Source organism: Serratia sp. PL7, assembly GCF_945957435.1.
The window spans coordinates 23665-47793 of record NZ_CAMFLB010000006.1; the positions used below are offsets into that span (position 1 = coordinate 23665).

21 protein-coding genes are annotated in these 24129 nt (G+C 55.4%); 8 read left to right on the forward strand and 13 right to left on the reverse strand.

What is annotated here, in order from left to right:
- Positions 1-51: 51 nt before the first annotated feature.
- Positions 52-612 (forward strand): hypothetical protein, encoded by a 561-nt coding sequence (locus N6G83_RS24500; RefSeq protein WP_143182318.1) that lies wholly within the window; start codon positions 52-54, stop codon positions 610-612.
- Positions 613-911: 299 nt separating this feature from the next.
- Here N6G83_RS24500 and N6G83_RS24505 read toward each other — a convergent pair whose 3' ends face one another.
- The 9 genes from N6G83_RS24505 to citC form a co-directional block, all read right to left on the reverse strand.
- Entirely contained in the window at positions 912-1607 is a 696-nt protein-coding gene (locus N6G83_RS24505; RefSeq protein WP_211136598.1) for a 4'-phosphopantetheinyl transferase, read from the reverse strand.
- A gap of 83 nt (positions 1608-1690) precedes the next feature.
- Positions 1691-2923: a bifunctional glucose-1-phosphatase/inositol phosphatase gene (agp, locus tag N6G83_RS24510; RefSeq protein WP_074031946.1), complete on the reverse strand. Its 1233-nt coding sequence runs from the start codon at positions 2921-2923 to the stop codon at positions 1691-1693.
- A gap of 144 nt (positions 2924-3067) precedes the next feature.
- Positions 3068-4531 carry an anion permease gene (locus N6G83_RS24515; protein WP_211136597.1) on the reverse strand — a complete coding sequence of 488 codons (1464 nt, stop codon included), beginning with the start codon at positions 4529-4531 and terminating at the stop codon, positions 3068-3070.
- Between the two features lie 31 nt (positions 4532-4562).
- Positions 4563-5456 carry a triphosphoribosyl-dephospho-CoA synthase CitG gene (gene citG / locus N6G83_RS24520; protein ID WP_074031945.1) on the reverse strand — a complete coding sequence of 298 codons (894 nt, stop codon included), beginning with the start codon at positions 5454-5456 and terminating at the stop codon, positions 4563-4565.
- Entirely contained in the window at positions 5437-5985 is a 549-nt protein-coding gene (gene citX / locus N6G83_RS24525) for a citrate lyase holo-[acyl-carrier protein] synthase (protein WP_024528136.1), read from the reverse strand. The genes citG and citX overlap by 20 nt, the downstream gene beginning before the upstream one ends.
- 4 nt (positions 5986-5989) lie before the next feature.
- Entirely contained in the window at positions 5990-7495 is a 1506-nt protein-coding gene (gene citF, locus N6G83_RS24530; RefSeq protein ID WP_211136604.1) for a citrate lyase subunit alpha, read from the reverse strand.
- Positions 7495-8388 (reverse strand): citrate (pro-3S)-lyase subunit beta, encoded by an 894-nt coding sequence (gene citE / locus N6G83_RS24535; RefSeq protein WP_115650749.1) that lies wholly within the window; start codon positions 8386-8388, stop codon positions 7495-7497. The genes citF and citE overlap by 1 nt, the downstream gene beginning before the upstream one ends.
- Before the next feature lie 7 nt (positions 8389-8395).
- Positions 8396-8704, reverse strand: coding sequence for a citrate lyase acyl carrier protein (gene citD, locus N6G83_RS24540; RefSeq protein WP_024528134.1), 309 nt, complete (start codon positions 8702-8704; stop codon positions 8396-8398).
- The gene (citC, locus tag N6G83_RS24545; RefSeq protein WP_211136596.1) at positions 8701-9774 is read right to left on the reverse strand and encodes a [citrate (pro-3S)-lyase] ligase; all 1074 of its coding nucleotides are present in this window, start codon (positions 9772-9774) and stop codon (positions 8701-8703) included. Before citC ends, citD begins: the two co-directional genes overlap by 4 nt.
- Before the next feature lie 323 nt (positions 9775-10097).
- Here citC and dpiA point away from each other — a divergent pair, with 323 nt between their 5' ends.
- The gene (gene dpiA / locus N6G83_RS24550) at positions 10098-10784 is read left to right on the forward strand and encodes a two-component response regulator DpiA (protein ID WP_211136595.1); all 687 of its coding nucleotides are present in this window, start codon (positions 10098-10100) and stop codon (positions 10782-10784) included.
- 75 nt (positions 10785-10859) lie between these two features.
- On the opposite strand, the gene N6G83_RS24555 is transcribed toward dpiA, so the two are convergent.
- The 4 genes from N6G83_RS24555 to N6G83_RS24570 form a co-directional block, all read right to left on the reverse strand.
- Positions 10860-11843: an ABC transporter permease gene (locus tag N6G83_RS24555; RefSeq protein ID WP_211136594.1), complete on the reverse strand. Its 984-nt coding sequence runs from the start codon at positions 11841-11843 to the stop codon at positions 10860-10862.
- A gap of 2 nt (positions 11844-11845) precedes the next feature.
- Positions 11846-12784, reverse strand: a complete 939-nt coding sequence (locus N6G83_RS24560; protein ID WP_029711009.1) for an ABC transporter permease — start codon at positions 12782-12784, stop codon at positions 11846-11848.
- A 76-nt stretch (positions 12785-12860) separates the two neighbouring features.
- Positions 12861-14342 carry a sugar ABC transporter ATP-binding protein gene (locus N6G83_RS24565; protein ID WP_074031941.1) on the reverse strand — a complete coding sequence of 494 codons (1482 nt, stop codon included), beginning with the start codon at positions 14340-14342 and terminating at the stop codon, positions 12861-12863.
- Positions 14343-14416: 74 nt separating this feature from the next.
- Positions 14417-15352: an autoinducer 2 ABC transporter substrate-binding protein gene (locus tag N6G83_RS24570; RefSeq protein WP_226906712.1), complete on the reverse strand. Its 936-nt coding sequence runs from the start codon at positions 15350-15352 to the stop codon at positions 14417-14419.
- A 485-nt stretch (positions 15353-15837) separates the two neighbouring features.
- Here N6G83_RS24570 and N6G83_RS24575 point away from each other — a divergent pair, with 485 nt between their 5' ends.
- The 6 genes from N6G83_RS24575 to fbpC all read left to right on the forward strand — a co-directional run bounded on the left by N6G83_RS24575 (position 15838) and on the right by fbpC (position 23933).
- Positions 15838-16467, forward strand: a complete 630-nt coding sequence (locus tag N6G83_RS24575; protein ID WP_024528126.1) for a response regulator transcription factor — start codon at positions 15838-15840, stop codon at positions 16465-16467.
- A gap of 12 nt (positions 16468-16479) precedes the next feature.
- The gene (locus N6G83_RS24580) at positions 16480-18012 is read left to right on the forward strand and encodes an MASE1 domain-containing protein (protein ID WP_186579460.1); all 1533 of its coding nucleotides are present in this window, start codon (positions 16480-16482) and stop codon (positions 18010-18012) included.
- A gap of 88 nt (positions 18013-18100) precedes the next feature.
- Positions 18101-19393 (forward strand): MFS transporter family glucose-6-phosphate receptor UhpC, encoded by a 1293-nt coding sequence (uhpC, locus tag N6G83_RS24585; protein ID WP_211136593.1) that lies wholly within the window; start codon positions 18101-18103, stop codon positions 19391-19393.
- 278 nt (positions 19394-19671) lie between these two features.
- The gene (locus N6G83_RS24590; RefSeq protein WP_024528123.1) at positions 19672-20703 is read left to right on the forward strand and encodes an ABC transporter substrate-binding protein; all 1032 of its coding nucleotides are present in this window, start codon (positions 19672-19674) and stop codon (positions 20701-20703) included.
- A 67-nt stretch (positions 20704-20770) separates the two neighbouring features.
- Complete coding sequence (locus N6G83_RS24595; protein WP_024528122.1) at positions 20771-22849, forward strand: ABC transporter permease; 2079 nt, start codon at positions 20771-20773, stop codon at positions 22847-22849.
- Between the two features lie 25 nt (positions 22850-22874).
- Positions 22875-23933: a ferric ABC transporter ATP-binding protein gene (gene fbpC / locus N6G83_RS24600; protein ID WP_037375424.1), complete on the forward strand. Its 1059-nt coding sequence runs from the start codon at positions 22875-22877 to the stop codon at positions 23931-23933.
- Positions 23934-24129: the final 196 nt, after the last annotated feature.

Below are 24129 nucleotides of genomic sequence, written 5' to 3' on the forward strand. Positions count from 1 at the left end.
TGTTCTTGGGCGGAACGTACAATTATAGAGTATGACAAGCAGGAGGCCCAGTTGACAGAAAAGTTGAGTGGGCAACCCAGTAGGTCAGTAGGATGGGGGCAGGTGAACAGTTCCCATCGCCACTGCTCAATTTCTTGTATCAAAACACAGACAAAACAGGGAGTGGGCAGGAAAATACAACGCTATTTATCCCTGATTGAAATCAGTAAGGAACCTTTATTCAACATGGTTAAATTAGGTATTCCAGCAAGGGTTTGGAATGGCATTGAGTTTAGCAATCACTCAAAAATAGCTCAAGAAGTCTCATCTAATTCGTGTGACACGAGGCGTTGGGTTGCTTTGTATGCTTTATTTAATATTCCAGAAAAAACCAAAATCAGTCCGCATGCATATGATTTTTTAAGGAGTTCAAAAGACTTTAAATATTGCGTAGTTGATTTTGAAATACCAAAAAATTTGATTGAATTTAATGACGGGCTTGATTCTGATAATACAATCAACCTGAAATGTTTAACAGCAAACACCGAAGAAGAACTAGATTCAATTTTTAAACAGGAAGGGATAAACCCAGCGCTATTTGTTCCGCCTTGGCGTTGTAATTATCCAATTTAACTTATAAACCCCGACCGCTACATTGATGTCGGGGGTGCTTCCTCACTATTTTCTCGACTGAGGAAGTAAAAAACACGGTGTGAATTTGGAAAGTCTTTCTCAACAATACCGTCTGTCGAGGGCAGTACAGCGCCTACGGGCAACTGACGGAGGAATGGGCACCGCCAGATGCACGGGACGAACACCCACAACCGAAGGTGAACAACCCACTGCATTTTCAGGAGCAGTATTTCGACGCGGAAAGCAGGCTGCACTTATTACCGATATCGTTATTATTCGCCGGACACGGGCAGGATAATTTAAAATCCAATAAACGTCGTAACAGCATCACCTTGCAGCCAGAAACGCCCGCTAAAGCGGCGGCCTGAGTGGCAAAGCGGCGTCAGCGTTTTTTGCAATTCCAGCTCGAAGGTCTGCGCCTGCATATCCAGCTGGGTTACCCGCGCATCCATAAAATCAAAGTAGCAGCGTACCTGCGGGTAAAGCGCCTTAAACAGGCTTTCCTTAGCGGAAAACACTATCGTCAACAGCAGGTTAAAAGGCTGTGGATGTTGACGTAACCACTGGCATTCGTCCTCATTGACGATGCCGCTCCACAACTCTTCTGCTCGTGCAGGCGGGATCTGCGTTTCCACGTCAATACCCACGCCACCTGCCCCACTCTCATGCTGAGCTGCGCACAGCGCTGTATCGCTGTTGTGACTGATCGCCCCGGCAATCCCAGCGGGCCAGAGCGGTTCACGCTTCTCCCCGCGCAATAAAGTAAAATCCTGATGCCCCAACTCTGCCAGCACCCAGCGTGCCAGATAGCGCCCGGCCAGATATTCGGCCTTACGTTTGGCGACTGCTGGTGCGACATGTTCAGGGAAATCGATACCGACGGCAGCAAACAGATCGTCGTGGTAATCCGCGACAGAGAAGTGACATTGCGCGATCAGGCCAGCAAAGCCGTCAACCGGCAATAATTCAGCATTGAGAATAAAAGAAGAGAGCACGTTTCATCCGTGATAAGGGGTCCGTTGAGACAGTATATACCGCGCGGCTGGCCGGGGCGAAACGGTTCGCCCCGGCAGCACTGTTAATGCAGGACGTCCTTCATGGTTTTTTCAAAGTCGCTCCAGGCACAGAAGCCGTCTTTATCGACCGGGCAGCCTTCCAGCGCCAGTGTGACGCGCTGCGGAGGGGTACTCAGCGTCAGCGGTTCGGCATTACGCAACTGTTCGGTTGATTGGTAGACATACTCAATCTTCAACAGATCGCGATCGTCTTTGCCATCGTGCCAACGTTGGAACACCAGCTTGCCGCCAATTGGGGTCTTCTCATACTGCTTCGGCAGCTCATACGGCTTGAACTTCATCGCTGACAGCAAGGAAGCAATGTTGGAATCATGCCCCACCAGCACGGTCAGCTTCGGTGAATCCGCCTTGCGCTCACTAATCAGCGCCGAATTGATGTAGGTCAGCAGCGGTTTGGCAACGTTCTGGGCGACGACCGGCGAAGTGAACAGCGAATCCTGATAGCCATCTTTCAGCTTGGCCAACTGCTGCCACTGGTGCGGCGTCACAATCTTGCCCCAGGCTACGTCTTTCATCGGGAAGCCTTCGTAATACTGCAGCATAAAGGCATCCACCAACGAGTTACCCACTTTCAGCGGGCCAGAAACGCCTGGCTCTTTCCCCGGCACCGCGCTCATTTTGTTCGGTTCAGTGGCCAGGTTGCACTGCTTGTCAATCTTGCAGGCGGGGGAGTCTTTGTAGTCGATGATCTGCTCGAGCTGTTTGTAGGAGGCGTCCAGCTTCAGCGATGCCAGCTCGGCATTCATGGCGCTCAACGCCTGCTGGTTAAAGGTTTCGCTGCTGTTGGTGATAATCGGGTTGAAGGTAGGATCCATCTCCCCCATTTTCTCCTGATGATGCACGCTTATATCGCAGCCTGGGAATGCACCGTTGGTAAAGAACTGCGCGGTGGCTACCGTGCGTTGCAGGCTGTTGGCATACACGTAAACGCTGTCAGCGGCCGGGCAACCTTCCTGCGGCAAAATGCCCGCCTGCTTGAGCCACGCGTTGAAATAGTGGCCCATATACACTTCCAGCACGCCGCCCTTGGTAGTCAGCAAGCCACCTGGCGTATCCCACTGTGGCCAGGCTTTCGGCGTGGACTGGGCCAGCACGCTGCCGTTGTTCGCCAGCGGCGCGCGCAGGTTATGGCGGCTCATCACCAGCACCTGTTCCAGTTGATAACCGTCGTTCTCGGCAAAGGCGGTGCCGCTAAACAGCAAAGGCAGGCAAAGTAATAACGTTTTTTTTCTCATCCGCAGAGGCTCCCTAAATATGATTATTTTGAATAGGTTAACGTTGGATTTGTATAATGACGGCGTTCGACATGAAAGTGTGTGACGGGCGTCACGGGGGAAGGGAATGCAACAGCGGCCATCCGTGGATGGCCGCCGATTAACTTAATACCACAGGCTAAGAATTGGCCAGCCGATCAACAGCAGCGCCGCGATATACACCACGCCAAGGATACCGCCAAGACGCCAGTAATCTTTCGACTTCACATAGCCGCAGCCATAGATGATCACCCCTGGGCCAGTGGCATACGGGGTCAATACCCCCATGATACCGATAGACAGCACCAGCAGGATGGAAAGGTGCTCCATCGGCACGCCTGGCAAGCCTTTACCTACCGCCAGGATCATCGGCAGCATGGTCGCGGTGTGGGCCGACAGGCTGGCAAACAGGTAGTGCGCGTAGTAGAACACCAACACCAGCAGAACGACCGTCATCTTCGGTGAGAAACCGTCCAGATGGGTGCTCATGGTGGTGGCAAACCAATCGATAAAGCCGGAGCGGCTCAGGCCACTGGCCATCACCACCAACGTTGCCAGGTTAACCAAGGTATTCCAGGCGCTGGAGTATTTGGTGATGTCTTTCCAACTGACCACGTGCAGGGCAAGCATCAGCGATACCGCCAGCAAGCACACCGTTGTCGCATCCAAAATTTTACCGCCGAACACCCACAGACACAGGCTGAGTAACACCAGGCCGATCAGGGTATATTCTTTGCGGGTCAGTTTCCCCATCTCCCCCAGTGCCGTATTGGCCCAGCCAGCCACTTCATCGCTGTGGGTAACGCCTGGCTTATACAGGTAGTAGGAAATCAACGGCGCAACGATCAGCAGCAGCAACCCAACCGGCAGGAAGGCCAGGAACCATTGCATCCAGGTGATATTGATCCCGGCAATCTTGTTGACGAACTCGATGCCCAACACGTTAGGTGCCGCACCGGTCACAAACATGGAGGAGCTGATGCTGGTCCCCACCACCATCATCCACATCAGGTAACCACCGATGCGGCGCGAAGAAGGATCGTTCGGGAAGGAATCAAACAGCGGTGGCAGGTTCTTTACCACCGGGAAGACGGTGCCACCGGTACGCGCGGTGTTGGACGGGGTAAACGGCGCCAACATGATATCGATGATCACCACCGCGTAGCCCAGCGTCAGGGGGCGTTTGCCCATGAACTTCACCAGGAACAGCGCGATGCGTCGCCCTAACCCGGTAGCTTCATAGCCCAGCGCAAAGATAAAGGCCCCAAACACCAGCCAGACGGTGGTACTGGAGAATCCGGCCAGCCCCCATTTGAGCGCCTCTTTACCGGCTTTAAAGCTGGGATTGGCCAGCTCTTCGGCGCCAAACAGCACCCAGTTGGAACTGAGCACGCTGACGGTCACGGCAATAAAGCTGATCGCCGTGGCCGGGATCGGCTCCAGGATCATACCGACGATCATCGCCACAAAGATGGCAAAGTAACGCCAGGCTTGCGGTGGCATGCCCTCCGGCGTGGGTATCATTAACAGGACGGCAAGCACCACCAACGGGGCGATCGCTTTCCAGATTTTCTCTTTGGTTTCGGACATGGACACTTCTCCTGAAGGCTTCGTTATTTTTTTAAGCCCCCGTCTGCGGCAACTGCGCCAACAGCCAGGTGACTATCAATAAATCGGCACTGCCGCCGGGGCTGAGATTGCGGGCGATGCACGCGACGTCGAACTGCCGCAAACGGGCAATACCCTGTGCAGCACCAGCCCCTCCCTGTGCCAATAACTGGCTGGCATAGTGTTGTAACCAGCGCAGCCCCTTGATGCCGCCCCGCGAGGCGACGTTGGTATCATCGTTATGCGCCATCAGCCACAGCAGGCTGTCCAGCAGCGCGACCTGCTCGCCACACCCACTGGCGATCCTCTGGCGATAGAGCGGCAACGAGCCGCCAATCACCCGCTGAAAGCCGGATTCAGCCTCACCACGGGCACCGCTCAGGCCAAATTCGGCAAATAACCGTTGCCCTGCCGTCTGGCCCGCGTTGTTGCGTTGCAGCTCTCGGCTAACCAACCCGCGGCACATCTGGGCCACTTCGCCACACAGGCTTTGGGCGTCAGTCTGCCGTTGTTGTTGCTGTAAACGGCCAAAGGCGCAGCACAACAGCCCTAGCGAGAACACGCTGCCTTTATGGGTGTTGATGCCGCCGGTAGCACGGAACATCTGTTGTTCACAGGCCATACCCAATGGGCGCAGGCGCGCAAGCTGCTGCTCGACGGACAAACCGGCATCAGCCATACCCTGGCGGATAAAATAGGGCAGCCATCGACCAATCGCCCGCGAGCTGCGGTAGAAGTGGCCAATATCCATGTCGCGATGCGCGCCGTTGTTGTGGCGATCGACCAACCCCGGTTTCGGCGTCAAGTTGACCTCCACCAACAGCGCTCGATAGGCGTTGCGGGCAAAGCGCTGGCTGTGCGAAAGATCTGTAACCGTCGGCTGCCAATCAGGCTGGGAGTGCATCATTGAGCATCCTTTCCATTGCATTGAGCAGTTGTTCGGTGCTGTGGCTCTGTTGGCGGGCGCAAATCTTGGCTGGCTGATTGCACAGCAGACAGCTGCGTTCAGGCAGACCAAGTTCGCGCCGCGACAGGATCTTCCCTTGCGGGGTCAGCACATCGATATCCCACAGGCGGCCAATCGGCTGCTGGATTTCCAGCTGAATGGCCGCCTCTTTCACCGCACGGGCATCGGCTTGCAGCGCCAGATAGCCTTCGCAGCCAGTGGGCAGCCCCAAGGTCTTCTGCTGCAAACAAAGCCAGCCTTGCTGGCGATACATCTGCTGCAAGGCCTGCCTACCCAGGTTGAACACGCGCCGCGTCATGGGGCTGTCTTTCACCGCCCCCGGCACCACCAGAGTGAGCACCACCAGCGTGGCGGTAGGATGGCGCGCCAGCCACGCCTGTTGCCGTGCCTGCCGGCATTCACGGCTGGAAAGCAGTTCGGGCAAACTTACGGCGCGGCTAGCGGCCAATTCGGGGGAGATGTAAGCCATGACGTTACTCCGCGACCTGATGTACGACGTCAATCACCGAACCGTCGCGATAGCGCACCACGGCCACCACGTTATCGGTAAAGGCGATCGGTTTTGGTTCGCCGGTCAGTACCAGCGCACGCTCACGTAGCCATTCGATGGTGACCACCTGCAGACCAGCATCGCGTAACCTCTGCGCCAACTCTGGGCGGGCCGGGTTAACGGCAATACCGTGGTCGGTCACCAGAATGTCGATGCTGGAACCCGGCGTCACGCAGGTAGTCACCTGCTCAACCAGCGTAGGAATGCGGCCACGTACCAACGGCGCGACAATAATCGCCAACCGCGCCGCCGCTGCGGTATCACAGTGGCCACCGGAAGCGCCACGGATCACCCCGTCGGACCCGGTTAGCACGTTAACGTTAAAGCCGGTGTCAATTTCCAGCGCGCTCAGCACCACCACGTCCAGGCGGTCAACCGACGCGCCCTTAGAGCTGAAGTTGGCGTATTGATTAGCGCTGATCTCGATGTGGTTTGGATTGCGAGCCAATGACATGGCCGCCGCGCGGTCAAAGCTCTGCACGTCCAGCAGTTTGCCGATCAGGCCTTTCTCATGCAGATCCACCATAGTGGAGGTGATGCCGCCCAACGCAAAACCTGCACGGACGCCACGGGCACGCATCTTGTCCTCCAGGAAACGCGTTACGGCCAGCGAAGCGCCGCCGGTGCCGGTCTGTAAGGAAAAGCCTTCGGTGAAGTAACCAGAGTCAACGATCACCTCGGCAGCACGGCGGGCAATCAGCAGCTCACGCGGGTTGGAGGTCATACGCGTGGCATCGGCACCGATCTTGTCCGCATCCCCTACTCGCTCCAACTGCACGATCAGATCGACCTGATCCTGTGCCAGACTGGCGGGATGATGCGGATAAGGCACGATCGCTTCGGTCAATAGCACTACGCTACGGGCCGCGGCGGCATCCACCTTGGCATAGCCGAGCGAACCGCAGCAGGCATCGCCGGTGTAGCCATTGGCATTGCCGAACTCATCGCAGGTAGGCACCCCGAGGAAGGCTACGTCGATCTGCAACTCACCCGACTCGACCAGGTTGACCCGGCCACCGTGCGAGTGAACCTGCACCGGCTCTTTCAGCAAGCCACGCGAAATGGCATCTGCCAAAGGTCCACGCAGGCCAGAGGTATAAATACGGCTCACCACACCATTGCGGATATGACCGACCAGCGGCGCATGGCAATCGGTCAATGAACTGGAGGCCAGCGTCAGGTTGCGAAAGCCCATCTTCGCCAGCACATCCATCACCTGGTTGAGGGCCAGATCGCCACCACGGAATGCGTGGTGGAAAGAGATGGTCATGCCGTCCTGCAGGCCGCTGCGGCGGATCGCCACTTCCAGCGACTCGCAGCGTTTGAGATCGCGCGGTTTACGCGCCTGCAGGTTGGCCTTGGAGGCTTCCTGATAAAGCCGCATCTCGGCGTGATTGTTCAAGGCCATCAGGCGTTGTTGGCGTTTCATCATGCTTCCTCGCTGTGGTTCGGTTCTTCACGCACGCCGGAAAGCGCTGCGCGTTGCAGTACCAGACGGGCCCGTTCAATCACCGGGCTATCGACCATCTTGCCGTTCAGCGAAACCACGCCACGCCCCTCTTTTTCTGCCGCTTCTGCCGCATCGACCACTCGCTGGGCATGAGCCACTTCTTTGGCGGTTGGGGCATACAGGTTGTGCAGCAGTTCGATCTGACGCGGGTTAATCAGGGATTTACCGTCAAAGCCGAGTTGTTTGATCAGCGCCGCTTCCTGTAGGAAACCCGCTTCGTTGTTGGCATCGGAATAGACGGTATCGAACGCCTGGATCCCGGCGGCGCGGGCGGCCTGCAACAGTGAGCAACGGGCAAACAGCAGTTCAATGCCTTCCGGCGAGCGCTCGGTACGCAGATTGCGTACATAGTCTTCGGCACCCAGCGCAATCCCAATCAACCTTGGGGAAGCCTGCGCAATCGCCACCGCGTTGGTGATGCCCTGTGCGGACTCGATCGCCGCCAGCAGGCCAGTGCTGCCGACCGGGCGACCACAAGCACGTTCAATGGCGGCGATTTCACGTTCCATATCCACCACGTCCTGCGCGGTGTCGGTTTTTGGCAAACGGACGATATCCGCTCCGCCACGCACCACCGCTTGCAGATCCGCCAGGCCATAGGCCGAATCCAAGGCGTTAACGCGCACAATGGTTTCTACTTCCTGATACAGCGGGTGTTGCAGTGCGTGATACACCAGGCGACGGGCCGCGTCTTTCTCACGCAGGATCACCGAGTCTTCCAGATCGAACATCAGCGCATCGGCCTGATAGATAAAGGCGTTGCTGACCATGGCGGCATTCGCCCCCGGCACGAATAGCATGCTGCGGCGCATACGGTGTTTATTCAGCGTTTTCACGGCGTTCCTCCCAAGGCAGCGTGGCGGATTCGCTGGCACGCATCAGCGCGGTTTCCAGCCGTGCACGCAGCACACAGTCCAGTGCGCCTTTATCGTCGACAATCACCTGCACCGGCGGCACGTCGTACTGCTGCAAAACCTGCAACAGGGTGTGGCGGATGGCATCGCCGAACTGTTTTTCCACGCTGCTGGCAATCAGCAGATCGTGTTCCGGGCCTTCTGCTGGCGCGATACGGACCATGACATCGCTGGATTCCAGCGTGCCGGCCATTGCTTCTCGGATTATTTTCATTGTTCACCTGATTGTGCGGACTCAAATTCTTGCGGTATTGGCTTGGCCCGGCGCTGTGCCTGCAGATCCTGCAGGTAGTACAGCGTGTCTTTCGGCACCAAAGGCGCGGCGGCATGGAAGTCTCCCGCAGCCAGCAGCTTGCGCACCCAGGAGGCAGAGATCGCCGTGCCCTGATACTGCAAGCGCTCAATTTCCACCAGTTCGATCGGTGGGCTAGGCAACGCCGGAGTTTCCAGCCAGTAGCGCATGTCGCGGTTGTATTTCGCCGTGACGGCGCAGAACGGTTCGTTGCCGACAAATCGATGCGTGATGCCCAACGCGGGGGCCAGATACTGGCGGAAAATTTTCAGATCGATTTCGGTGTAACAGTCGTCGGCAACCCCCTGCTCTTTAATGAAGTAGCAAGGGAAAGTGGCGCGGGAGATCACGTATTGAGACCCCTCATGCACCGTCAGATTGGTGATCCCCTCGGTGCCCTTCAGTACCAGATTGCGGCGATCTTCATACGGGAAGCGCGAGGTGTTTTCTTTCACCAGGAACAGATGCAGCCAGTCACAGCGGGCGGCAGCTTCCCGCACCAGATATTGATGGCCGCGGGTAAAGGGGTTGGCATTCATCACGATGCTGCCAATGGTGTCGCCCGGCTGGCGCTCGCTGGCCAGTTGTGCGGCGTAACGCTTCAGGCGGCACGGGCTGTTTTCCATCAGCACCACGATGCCCGGCACGCTGGCAATCGGGTAGAAACCACACTGGCGAAACAGCGCCTCATTCTGCACTTTGGTGTAGATAAACAGCTGGGTGTGATGGCGCTCATAGGCCAGATTCACCAGTTCGGTCGCCAATGATAACGCCAAGCCTTCACCGCGCATTTGCGGGCTGATGGCCACGCATTTGATAATATTTTCGGCGATACCTCCGCAGGCAACCAATTGCTCGCCCTGGGTCACGGTGATAAAAACCTCGACCGTGGTATCAATATTCAGATCGTTACTTCGCAAAAAAGCATTAATTGCCGCTATATTTTTGTGATCCGATCTTTTCACCCGATTAAATACGGTATCGCCCAACATGTCAGTCTCTCTAAAATAACTTATCAATAACATTTGAAATACAAAATCCCATTAGAGTTAACATCAAGGCGCAATAAAAACCTTAAAAACCATCAAGTTGAAATGACCTATAACGCGAACGGGGTATTTAATGGCGCCATGTTAAACACAAATAACGCGCTGATTATTGACCTATTTCACAATCTACCCGCAGTAAATAAGTTGTTTAATGGTTTTTATTTACTTAATTATTTTTATAGTTTTTATTAGCGACATAGTGTTTAATTAAATAACCATCTCGATGACATTTAATTAGCAGCGTAATTAAGCTACGGGGAATTAACATGGAATGGCTAAATATTCTGATTGTTGAGGATGAAACGCCGTTGGCAGAAATGCATGCGGAATTCATCAAGCAGAATGGCGGGTGCCGGCAGATTTGGCTGGCGGGCACCCTGGCACAGGCACGTACGATGACCGAACGTTTTAAACCCGACCTGATCCTGCTGGATAATTTCCTGCCGGACGGTCAGGGCATAGAACTGCTGCGCGAGCTGACGCTACAAGGCTACGGCGGTGGCATTGTGTTTATCACCGCAGCCAGCGATATGGACACAGTGGCCGAAGCGCTGCGCTATGGCGTGTTCGATTACCTGATCAAACCCCTGGCCTATGACCGCCTGGCGCAAACCCTGCAACGCTTTAGCCAACGGCGCGAAGCGCTGAAAGACACCGCGCGGGTCAACCAACGCCGTATCGATGAGATGTTCAATACCTACGCCCGCGGTGGCGATCAGACCGCGTTGCCCACCGGCATTGATGAGCTGACGCTGATGAAGATCCGCGCTCTGTTCGAAGATCCGCAAGTGCGCCATACGGCGGAAAGCGTGGCACAACAGATCGGGCTGAGCCGCACCACTGCCCGGCGTTATCTGGAGTTTTTCAGCGCCAACGATCAATTAGTGGCAGAGATTATTTACGGAAAAGTGGGCAGACCCCAGCGGCTCTATCGCTCTGCAAGCAATGGCTAAGCAGGAGCGCCCAACATACAGTGATGTAGTGGGCTGCTCCTGGGGCTGTCGTACCAGTTTGGTGAACTTGCACTATCACTGCAACGGCTTGTTCTGCCTTAAGAAACGCAATGCTGGGACTTTTGCACCTTTGACAAAGATAAACGCCAGCAGTAGCGATCCCCACAGTGCCATGGTGATATAGCTACTGACTCCCATGATATTTAGCCCGCTCTCCAGCATTTGTAACAGGAACAGCGCTAGCACAATGCCGAACACCTTGCCAAATCCACCATCAGGATTTACCCCGCCTAATACCGTCGCCAGGATAGTGATAAGCAATAGTGACTCACCGTAGGAGGCTTTGGCCGAGTTGAGTTTGGACATCATCAGCAACGCCGCGACGGCACACAGTAACGAGGAAATGACATAGACCCAAATCAGCGTGCGGCGGGTATTAATCCCAGAGAAAAAGGTGGCTTTTTCGTTGGAGCCGGACAGGTATATCTGTCGGCCCAGCGGGGTCTTGGCCAACATAAGCCAAAGCAGCAACGCCACCACGGCAAACAGATAAAGCGGTACTGGAACCCCGAGGAAATAGCTGCGATCCAATGCCAGTACATAGCTCGGAAAGTTAGAAATCGCCGAGCCTTTGGAGATCAGCACGTTCGCCCCTTTGAGCAAGGTCATGATGCCCAGTGTCGCCAGAATTGGGGATACCCGAACCACCGAGATAAGCACCCCATTGATGATCCCAACCACCAAGGCAACCGAAACCCCAGCCAACAGCATCACTATCAATGAACTGAACGTTGGCTCAAGATGGGTGCACACCCAGGCCATCACCAGCGCACTGGCGTTCGCAGTGGCAATAATGGATAAGTTGATGCCACCGGTCAGCATGGTGATCGCCATCGCCAGCGTCAATATCCCCGCGACGGGGATCTGTGAGGCGATGGATTGAAAATTGGCCGCAGACCAGAATACCTGTGGGATCAGCACACTGAACACGCCCGCCACCAGCACCAGCAGTACCACTAACCAGCGCTCGGTATGATCACGTTGAGTTGTTTTCGACATGGTTATATCCCTACCTTATGACGTTGGCCCCAGGCTGTCACACTGATGCTGATGACGATCACCAGACCGATCACCACGCTATGCCAGTACGACGAAATACCCAGTAAATTCAAACCATTTTGTAGTATTGCCAGCAAGATCACCCCGAGCAGAGTACCGGTTAGGGTACCCCGCCCGCCGACAATACTGGTCCCGCCCAACACCACCGCCGCCAGCACGGTGAGTTCATAACCGAGCAACGAGTCCGGTGCCACCGTCAAGACGGTATAGGACTGCACCACACCGGCAATACCGGATAAAAACCCCATATAGCCATAAACAAACAGTTGCAGCTTAACAATGCTGAACCCCATGCGGGATGCCGCTTCCTGATTACCGCCCAACGCATAAATTTGCCGGCCAATGCTGGTGCGAGTCATCACCAAGGCAGTGACGATAATCGTCGCCAGCAAGGTCAAAATGGGCAGAGAAAGGCCATAGTCATAGCCATCAGCGGCGGTAAAGGAGAACAGCATAGGCCCATGTTCGAACCATTCTGGATAGGTATACAGCCAGACACCCCGGCTGAGATACAGCAGCAACCCGTAGAAGATATTCAGCGTGGAAATGGTAATAATGATGGACGGCACCCGCAGGCGATTAACCAATAGCGCATTGATCACCCCCAGCAACAAGCCGATGCCTCCCGCCAGTGCGAAAGCCACCGGGAAATTACCACCAAACTTCACAATGAATGTCACCATGACATATTGCGAGATAATGGTCATTGCCGGGAATGAAATGTCAATACCGCCAGAAATCAAAACGATAAAAAAACCACACGCCAAAATAGTTAGCATGGCGTAGTTATTTATCAAGTCATAAATATTGGCGAGCGTCAGAAATTCTGGGCTGGTGAAAGCAAGATAAGTCGAAATAATCAATATGGTAAAAGCCAACATAACTTCATGGCGTTTCAGATGCTCTTTATTGAATAAGCCTGTTTTTCCTACATCAGATTTATTGAGTACATGGGGATTAGCCATTGACTACCTCCGCAATGGCAGCTTCGCTGCTGTTACTTGGCAAGAACTCCTGCACAAGCCGCCCAGACCGCATAACGATAATACGGTGGCTATTAAAGTAAGCTTCATCAATCTCATCACAAACCATTAATACCGCAATCCCACGAGCCGCCAACGCATTGATAATATTATAGATGCCTGCCTTGTTGGCGATATCGACCCCAACGGTCGGCGAGTCGAGGATCAGTATTTTCGGGTCGGTTGCCAGCCATTTGGCGATGGCAATGCGCTGCGCATTTCCACCGGATAACGTATTGACCGGCAAGTCGCTATTACCGATTTTGATCGACAGGTGTTTCACCATGTCTTCGACCAGGGTGTCGACTCGCTCGGCCCGCATCAGGTGAAAGGCATTTTTAAGCCGGTGTAATACCGTGGCACTGATATTGTCGCGGATTGATTGCTCCATAATCAGCCCGGTGCTCATTCGGTCTTCCGAGACATAGCCCACACCGGCGGCAATAGCGTCGCGGTTACTGGCGAACCGCACTGGCTTATCATTGATACGAATGCTGCCCGACTCGGGTTTCGTTAAACCAAATAGGCTGAGGCACAGCTCTGTGCGGCCAGACCCCAGCAAACCAACCAGCGCGACAATTTCGCCAGGATGCAAAGCCAGTGAGATATTCTGGTATTCGTTGCCGCGGGAAAGCGCTTCTACTGCCAACACGACCGGGCGCGCTGCGCTGTAAGGCGGTAGCACCTGAAAATCAAATTTCATATCCGTCATCAACCAGGCCAGCCGTTGATTATCCACTTCAGCAGCGGGGTAGGTTCCAACCCACTGGCCATCTTTCAGCACGGTAATACGGTCTGAAATCTCCAGCACTTCGCTCAACCGGTGACTCACAAATACCACGCAGATATTGCGTGATTTCAGCTCATGCACCACCCGTAGCAAGCCGTTAACTTCTTGCCGGGTCAGCGACGCGGTTGGCTCGTCCATCACAATGAGGCGGGCATCTTGTGCAAGCGCACGGCAGATAGCGACTAATTGTTTCTGGGCGATAGATAAATTCTCAACCAATTCGTCCAGATTAAGGTGGGCATCAATGCTGTTAATGACGCGTTCGGCTGTCTCCCGCATCTGACGTTTATTCACCCACAGCTGATGGTGATAATGGTTCATGGCGATATTCTCAGCCACGGTCAGGTTCGGGAATAATGATAAATCCTGATAAATGACCTGGATCCCCAGGCGGACAGACTCAATAGGCGTCAGGGTAGAATAGGTTTTGCCATCAATAATAATGGCGGCATCCCTATCGGGTTGGTAAACACCGGAGATAATCTTGATCAGTGTTGATTTGCCACAACCGTTCTGCCCAGCAAGGCAATGTACCTCACCCGGTAACAGGGTCATGGCCACCTTATTCAGCGCCTTGACGCCATAAAAGGTTTTACTGATATTTTCCAGGGTAATAAATGGCTGCATACATCCTCTTACTCCAGGCGGGCATTGATTGCAGAGCCGAACAAGATATCCGGCTCTGCGGTCATGCGGGGGAATTAATACAGGGAATCCACGTTGTCTTTGGTAACTCGCAATACATTGTGGAACTGAATCAGGTGTTTATCCTGATCAACCTCCGCTTTACCTACCCCTGGGATCTCCATGCCTGTTTCGATCTTCTCACCTTTAAGCACTTTGTCAGCAACGGCAGTCAGTGCATAGCCGGCAGAACCTGGGTCATACGTGACGCCCATGGCGATATCTCCGCTTTTAACCAGCGAGGCTGCCTGAGAGGGGATCATCATGCCGAACACGTGAACATTATTTTTCGCGCGTTTCTCTTTCACTGCGCGCCCGGCGCCAATTGGGCCTTGTGAACCGAAGGCCACAATACCTTTCAGGTCGCTATGTGCTTTCATCAGATCCAGTGTAGTGCGGCGTGAGTCATCAATGCTCTCGGCGACAGGCATACGGCTGGTCACTTCAAACATTTCCGGATAATGCTCTTTCTGATATTTAACAAACAAATCTGCCCACAGGTTATGTTGCGGCACGGTCAGGCTACCGACATAAATGACATAACCCCCTTTGCCCCCCATCGCTTTTGCCATTTCTTCCACGTTGTCGGCGGCAAATTTGGCGTTATCGATAATTTCAATATCCCAGTTAGCGCTAGGCTGCCCTGGTGATTCGTTGGTTAATACCACGATACCGGCGTCACGCGCTTTCTTGAATACGGGCTCCAAGACATCGGCATCGTTCGGCACGATACTGATGGCACTGACTTTCTTGGCGATTAAATCTTCAATAATCTTAACCTGTTGTGGGGCGTCGGTACTGGATGGGCCAACCTGATAGGCCTTGATCCCCAGGTCTTTACCGGCACGTTCCACACCTTCACCCATGCGGTTGAACCAGGGCATTCCGGCGATTTTCGAGATATTGACGACTTCCACTTCTTGCGCCAATGCACCGCCCGAGCCCACCAGCATGCTGAACAGGCTAGCCGCCAATAACGTTTTCACACTCAATTTTTTCATCTAACACTCCCGGATCTAATGTAGGTTGAGGCATAACCGCCTAATAGCGAGATAACACATTGGTATTATTTATATTTTATTGTTAGTGACGATTTACCGGGATGCCGATTTTACATCTGCACAACATTCCCGTAGAGGGACTCTACAGCCTCGATAGCGATTTCCCCCATATCTTTGAATGCTATTTATATGGACAAACTTGCAACCTTCCCGGTTTGCGACGGGTGTCATGCTCCAGAGGGGAGAAACGAAGCGAATTACGTAAAAATAGCCGTCAGGAGGGTAATAACAGTGCTGGTTACAGGGATACTCTGGGTCGATGCGGCAGACCATTTTAATGCCAATCTGTTAACTCCCTTCCATTTTGCAGCGCAACAGTTGCCAGCCAGAGTTTTCCTGCGCATGATGCGGAAAATCTCACACTTTGTTACAGGCTTATGATTAACGTTGCGCTGATAGACGACCACGTGGTGGTTCGATCCGGGTTTGCCCAGTTACTGTCGTTGGAAGAGGATATCCGTATCGTCGGTCAGTTCGACTCGGCAGCACAGGCATGGCCGCACTTGCTACGCGATCCGATCGACGTAGCGGTGCTGGACATCGCCATGCCGGATGAAAGCGGCCTCAGCCTGCTCCAGCGTTTACGCCAACAGCGCCCCACCTTTCGCGCCATTATCCTCAGCATCTATGACACCAATGCCTTCGTGCAAAGCGCGATTGATGCCGGGGCAGGCGGTTATCTCACCAAACGCTGCGGCCCCCATGAATTGGTGCAGGCGGTGCGCGCCGTCAGCAGCGGCGGGCTTTACCTGTGCGCGGATGCCTTGCGGGCACTGCGCCACACTCCACAGCCACCGAAAGAATTGCAGATACTCACCCCGCGTGAAAAAGAGATCTTCGATCTGCTGGTCAACGGCCTGAGCGTTAAAACCATTGCCCAACAGCTGACTCTAAGCCATAAGACCGTACAGGTGCACCGCGCCAATATCCTCGGCAAACTGCATTGCGACACGACCGTGGAACTGGTGCATTTCGCACTACAACATCAACTGCTTGCCGGGAGTTAACCGGTGCCGCCAATGGTGCGCCGCCTGGCGCTTTCGCTGTTTCTGGCGCTGTTTTTTGCCCTCAGTTGGCTGGCCCTGTGGACCATTAGCCTGCACCTGAGCCATAACGGTCAACAGGCCGTGCTGCTGTTTCCTCAAGGGCTGCGGCTGGCGCTGCTGATCCTGCTACCCCGGCGTTACTGGCTCACGCTGTTACTGGCGGAAGCCGCCACGCTGTTATGGCTGCATGACCAGCAATTGCTGAGCGATCGCTCGGTGCTGTTGCTGCCGTTGTTAAGCCTGCTACCAGCCTGGGCCACTCAGCGGCTGTGGTATCGCTATCACCTGTACTGGCAACGGTTATCGCTATTGCTGGCGGCCATCGCTGCCAATGCGCTGCTGTGTGGGTTATTGGCGGGGATCTGGCTGCCATCCAGTATCAGCCAAACCTTGCTGACCAGCTTTACCGGCGGCGTGCTGCTGGTGCCTTTCGTCTATCTGATTTATACCTACCTGCGCCAGCAACTGGTGACGTCGATGCCCGTTCCGCGCCCCTCAACACCACAGCTACGTACCTCGCTACTGCTGTGGTGTTCACTGTTTCTCACCATGGGGATTTGCGTGCAACTGGCGATCGCCCCGGAGATGGAGCGGCTGCTGCTGATCTTTATCTTTCTGCCCAACGTGTTTATGGCTTATCGCTTTGGCTGGCAAGGGGGCGTACTGGCGGCGCTGTTTGGCAGCGTGATGATCACCCTAACCCGTCAGGCCGGTGGCGCGTTTCAGGATCTGCAAGAGTTGGAGTTATTCCTTTCTACCCAGGCGCTGTTGGGGATTGGGTTGGGGATTGCCATCAGCCGTCAGCAGCAATTGGCGCAAAAGCTACAGCGCTATCGCCAGCAGTTGGAGCAAGAACTGGCGGCCAAAAGACACCTGATGGAGCGGCTGGTGGGAACCGAAGAAGAGGTGCGCAAAGCCATCGCACGCGAGTTACATGATGAAATCGGCCAGAATATTACCGCCATTCAGATCCAGGCGATGTTGGTGAACCGCAGCGCCACCGCCCCAGCCACCCGCCTGGCTGCGGAGCAGATTGATTCGTTGTCACAACGCATCCACCACACGACCCGCACCCTGCTACGGCAACTGCGCCCACCGGTGTTGGAAGAGATGGAGCTGGACAAAGCCCTGCACCACCTGGCCGATGAGTTTTCCTTTGCCGAACAGGGGATCAGCTTCCAGCTGGATTACCGCCTGCCAGCCACGCCAGATGATGAAACCCTGGTATTTACCCTCTACCGCGTGGCACAGGAGTTGCTCAATAACATCAGCAAACATGCCTGCGCCAGTCATGTGCATTTAAGCCTGACGCAAACCCACCAAACGATCACCCTGGAAGTCCGTGACGACGGCCAGGGCATGCCATTGCAACCCACCAGCGGTTTTGGCCTGCGCGGTATCGAAGAGCGGGTGCGCGCACTGGGGGGCGATTGGCGGCTCCATCGGCGTAATGGCACGCGCATAATTGTTAACCTGCCCACAAAACTGAACAAAAACCCCGTCTGACTAGGACTTAGTCTTAGGTGCCTAAAACCTTGTCTCATCCAATTCTATTTTCAGCACCCTACACTGCTCTCACTGTCTGGAGGACCTCATGGCATCGGCCACGTTAACCGCAGAGCAAATCAGCGCACGTTACCGCTACTGGCGACCACGCCTGATGTTTTCGATGATCGTCGGCTACGGCGCATTTTATCTGACACGCAAAAGCGTCAGCTATGCGATGCCGGTGATGCAGCTCGAACTGGGGTTGGACAAAGGGGATATCGGTCTGCTGGGTACGCTGTTTTACCTGGCCTACGGCGGCTCGAAGTTTGTCTCCGGCATCGTCAGCGATCGCAGTCAGGCGCGCTGGTTTATGGGCGTCGGGCTATTTATCACCGGCGTGCTGAACATCGTGTTTGCCTTTTGCCATTCGCTGACGGCGTTGCTGGTGGTCTGGACGTTAAACGGTTTCTTTCAGGGCTGGGGCTGGCCGCCCTGCGCCAAGATGCTCACCAGTTGGTATTCGCGCAACGAGCGTGGCTTCTGGTGGGGCACCTGGAATACCTCGATCAGCCTGGGCGGTGCGGCCGTGCCATTGCTGTCCGGATATATGGCTTCGCACTACGGTTGGCAGGCTGCGCTGTTGCTGCCGGGAGCCATCGGGATGCTGATCGGGCTGTGGCTGTGCTGGCAACTGTGCGGCAAACCGCAGCAGCAAGGATTACCCAGCGTAGGCCACTGGCGACGCGATCCGCTGGAGCTGTGGCAAGAGCAGCAAAGCCCCGCGATGCCGATACGGCGGATGTTGTTTGACACCATATTGCGCAATCCGACCATCTGGTTGCTCGGTGTGTCCTACATCCTGGTGTACCTGATACGTATTGCGCTGAACGATTGGGGCAACATCTGGCTGGCGGAGAGCCACGGCGTCAACCTGATGAAGGCCAACGCCACGTTGTCACTGTTTGAACTGGGTGGGCTGTTTGGCGCGCTGTTTGCCGGTTGGGGATCGGATCTGCTGTTTCGCGGCCTGCGAGCACCGATGATCCTGCTGTTCTCCATCGGATTGTTTGTGACGACGACCGCTCTGTGGCTGGCCCCGCTGCACCATTACGGGCTGCTTTCAGCCTGCTTTTTCGGCCTCGGCTTTTTTGTGTTTGGGCCGCAGATGCTGATCGGGCTGGCCGCCACGGAGCACTGCCACAAGGACGCTGCCGGTACCGTGACCGGGTTTCTTGGTCTGTTCGCCTACCTGGGGGCCGCGCTGGCCGGTTGGCCGCTGGCGCAGGTGTTACAGCATTACGGCTGGTATGGCTTTTTTGCCCTGCTGGCACTGGCGGCCACCTGCGTCGGCCTGCTGTTGATGCCGCTGTTGATGGCCGGGCAGATACGGCAACAGTAAGACATGATTTTTACAGGGTGATGAGGGGTTTTAGTCGGTGCAATCCCCCTCACCCTAACCCTCTCCCACAAGGTGAGGGGACCGAATGTGCAACATATTATCTTCTGCGTCTGACGTCAGATCGGAGGGACTGGAGCCAGAGGAAAAAAATGCCACAGATTGATCCTCGCCCCCAATAGCAACACCGGATCAGCTCCCTCTCCCTGTGGGAGAGGGTTGGGGTGAGGGGAAATTGGTTTGCTTTACCCTACAAAGACAACAACAAAAAGGACAACACCATGAAATTGACACCTCTCAACACCCTGCTGGCCACCACGCTGGCGCTGACTGCCCTGGCCGGAACCGTGCAGGCCAAAGGCCGTCTGGTGATCTATTGCAGCGCCACCAACGCCATGTGCGAGGAAGAAGCCAAAGTCTTCGGGGAGAAATACGACGTTAAGACCAGCTTTATCCGCAACGGCTCTGGCAGCACCCTGGCCAAGGTAGACGCGGAAAAGAAAAACCCACAGGCTGACGTCTGGTATGGCGGCACGCTGGATCCTCAATCGCAGGCTGGCGAAATGGATTTACTGGAGGCTTACGCCTCGCCGAACCTGGCGCAAATCATGCCGCAGTTCCGCGATCCGGCCAAACGTAAAGGCAACTACTCCTCTGCGGTGTATATCGGCATTCTCGGTTTTGGCGTCAACACCGATCGTCTGAAAGAGAAAAACCTGCCTGAACCCAAGTGCTGGAAGGATTTGACCAACCCGATCTACAAAGGGGAGATCCAAATCGCCGATCCACAAAGCTCCGGTACAGCCTACACCGCACTGGCCACCTTTGCGCAGTTGTGGGGCGAAGAAGCCGCCTTTGATTACCTGAAACAGCTGAACGGCAATATCTCACAATACACCAAGTCTGGCATCGCCCCGGCCCGCAACGCCGCGCGCGGTGAAACCACGATCGGCATTGGCTTCCTACACGACTATTCGCTGGAAAAAGAAAAAGGTGCCCCTCTGACTCTGGTTTCCCCGTGCGAAGGTTCTGGCTATGAAATCGGCGGCATCAGCATCCTCAAGAACGCCCGCAATATGGAAAACGCCAAGCTGTTCGTGGATTGGGCACTGTCAAAAGAGGCTCAGGAGCTTTCCTGGAAGAAGGGTCAGTCTTACCAGATCCTGACCAATACCACGGCAGAGACCTCCCCTAACTCGCTGAAGCTGGATCAATTGAAACTGATCGATTACGACATGGATACCTACGGCGCTTCCGACATGCGTAAAAAGCTGATCACCAAATGGGTTAACGACGTGAAGATGGGCCACTGATCCCATCCAGCATCTATCGGGCGTAGGCTCTACGCCCGCTTCATTTTCGTTTATTCCGGGGAATATCATGTCTGAAACCATCACCTTGCGCACGGCGCAGGGGCGGGATCCCATTTTCTACTGGTTGCTGCTGGCGCTGGCAGGTTTCGCCCTACTGCCTTCCTACAGCCTGGACTACGGGCTGCTGGAGGCGACCAGCGAAGAGCTGCTGGCGGCCTACGGATGGTCACATGCAGGCCTGGCTGTGCTGTGGTTTGCCGCCCCGCTGCTGCTGGCTGTGCGCCCGCAGATTGCCACTGGCCGCGAGCAACGCAACCGCCACCTGTTTGATGCCGGTTACGCCCTGGCCTGTGGGTTATTAGTATTTATCAGCGCCGCCGCGACCGGTACCGGGATGGGGTTCGCTACCTTGCCGCTGCTGGTGGCAATGGGCGCAGTGATCACCCTTGCACTCTCAAGGCTGGAATGGCTGGGTGGCGATCGCTTCGTACTCGGTTCGCTGGTGGCGGTGATCGCCCTAATTGTGCTGTTTATCATTTACCCCAGCATCGCCATCTTTATCCCGATGTTCACCGATGAGGCCGGTGCCTTCGCCCCGTTAGCGTTTATGCAAACGCTCGGGCAGGCGCATATCCTGCAGGTGATCTGGAACTCCTTCCTGCTGTCCGTGGCCGTCGGGATTGGCTGTACCTTCTTCGGCATGGTGCTGGCGATTTATACCACGCGTATCGCCCGCCGTTCGGCGGTGATTGGCCGTATCTTCTCGATCCTGCCAATCGTCACACCGCCGTTTGTGGTTGGCTTGGGCGTCACCCTGATGATGGGCCGCTCCGGCTACATCACCGAGCTGATGGTGACCTGGTTTGGCCTGACCAATACCAACTGGCTCTACGGCTTTACCGGGATCTGGTTGGCCCAGGTGCTGGCCTTTACGCCCATGTCATTTATGATCCTTGATGGGGCTATCAAGACCATCCATCCGTCGCTGGAAGAGGCGTCCTACACGTTGCGCGCCAACCGCTTCCAGACCTTTACCCAGGTGTTTATGCCGCTGCTGAAACCGGCACTGGCCAACTCGTTCCTGATCGTCATTGTTCAATCGTTGGCGGACTTCAGTAACCCCTTGGTTCTCGGCGGCAACTTCGACGTATTGGCCACGCAGATCTACTTCTACATTACCGGTGCGCAGCTTGATTATCAGGCAGCCAGTACGCTGGGCGTGGTGCTGCTGATGTTCTCGCTGCTGGTGTTCTGCGTACAATACATGTGGATCGGCAAGCGTTCCTACGTGACCATTTCCGGCAAATCCAACCACGGCGACGTTCAGCCGCTGCCGGTGACGCTGGTGTGGGGCGTCTCGCTGATGCTGTATGTCTGGATCGCCTTCAACATCTTGCTGTACGGCAGCATTTTCTACGGCAGCTTTACCGTTAACTGGGGCGTGGACTACACGCTGACGCTGGACAACTTCAGCAAGCTGTTCGGCCAAGGCTTCAGCGACGGCGCATGGCCTTCCCTGATTGATACCTTGCTGTATGCCGGGATTGCCGCACCGATCACTGCCATTTTCGGCCTGCTGATTGCCTACATCGTGGTACGCCAACAATTCCAAGGCAAGAAGGTGATCGAGTTCAGCACCATGCTGTGTTTCGCGGTGCCAGGAACCGTGGCCGGTGTTTCCTACATTCTGGCGTTTAACAGCGCGCCGGTTTACCTGACCGGAACGGCAGCCATCGTGATCATTTCGATGGTGATGCGCAACGTGCCGGTGGGGATCCGCGCGGGTATCGCAGGTTTGGGGCAACTGGACAAGTCGCTGGATGAAGCCTCTCTCAGCCTGCGTGCCGGTTCCCTACGCACCATAGTGTATATCCTGCTGCCCTTGCTGCGCCCGGCGATCCTCTCGGCGTTGGTCTACAGCTTTGTCCGTGCCATGACCACCGTGAGCGCCATTGTTTTCCTGGTTACGCCAGATACGCGCGTCGCGACGTCCTACATCCTTAACCGGGTCGAGGACGGCGAGTATGGCGTGGCCATCGCCTACGGATCGATCCTGATCGTAGTGATGCTGGCGATTATTTTCCTGTTTGATGCCCTGGTTGGCGAAGCGCGGGTCGCGCGTTCCAAAGCCCGGAATGCGGCCTGATACCCGGCGGAGAAGGATGAACAACATGTCTGACATTCAAGATAAAAAGCACTTTGTTGAACTGAAAAACGTCGCCAAGCGGTTTGGCAACAACACCGTGATTGAAAACCTGAGCCTGGCAATCCCCCGTGGGGATATGGTGACGCTGCTTGGCCCTTCCGGCTGCGGTAAAACCACGGTCCTACGTCTGGTCGCCGGGCTGGAGAAACCCAGTGGCGGGCAGATCTTTATCGACGGCGAGGACGTGACCGATCGCTCCATTCAGCAGCGGGACATCTGCATGGTATTCCAGTCCTACGCGCTGTTCCCCCATATGTCGCTGGGGGATAACATCGGCTATGGCCTGAAAATGCTGGGAAGACCCAAGGCGGAGATCCGCGATCGGGTACGTGAAGCCCTGATGCTGGTCGATCTGGAGGGGTTTGAAGAGCGCTATGTCGATCAGATCTCCGGCGGCCAGCAGCAACGCGTCGCTCTGGCACGTGCGCTAATCCTCAAACCCAAGGTGCTGCTGTTCGATGAGCCGCTGAGTAACCTGGATGCCAACCTGCGCCGCAGCATGCGTGAGAAGATCCGCGAGTTGCAGCAGCAGTTCAACATCACCTCACTCTACGTCACCCACGATCAAAGCGAAGCCTTTGCGGTTTCCGACACCGTGCTGGTGATGAACAAAGGAGAAATCATGCAGATTGGCGCGCCGCAAACGCTGTACCGTTACCCGGCCTCGCGCTTTATGGCCGGATTCATGGGCGATGCCAACATCTTCCCGGCCAAGGTAACCAGCAGCGGCGTAGAGATCTTTGGCTACCCGGTGCCGCGCCCGCAAGGGTTTGCCCCCGGTTTGCAGCAATGTACCGTGGGCGTGCGCCCGGAAGCGATTACCCTCAGCCAACATGGGGAACCGAGCCAGCGCTGCACCATCAGTAAAGTGGCTTACATGGGGCCTCAGTATGAGGTGCTGGTGAACTGGCACGATCAGTCGCTGCTGCTGCAGGTAAACGCTACGCAGTTACAGCCCGAACCGGGCGACAGCTATTTCCTGCAAATCCATCCGTTCGGCATGTTTGTCCTCGCCGACGAGTAAGCTGAATTGCCCCCCGCTCGTCGTTACGGGCGGGGTATTTTTCGATGTCCATCCCTTACTCCCATCTCGATATCACTGCATTTACGGCACTGATGTGATCTCGCTCTGCTTCTTCTCTTCTATCGCTTTGCAAACGCGCGCCGTCGGGTAATGCTGTCAGCCATGTAAACGCTTAACCTTTTGGCTTGAACCGGCT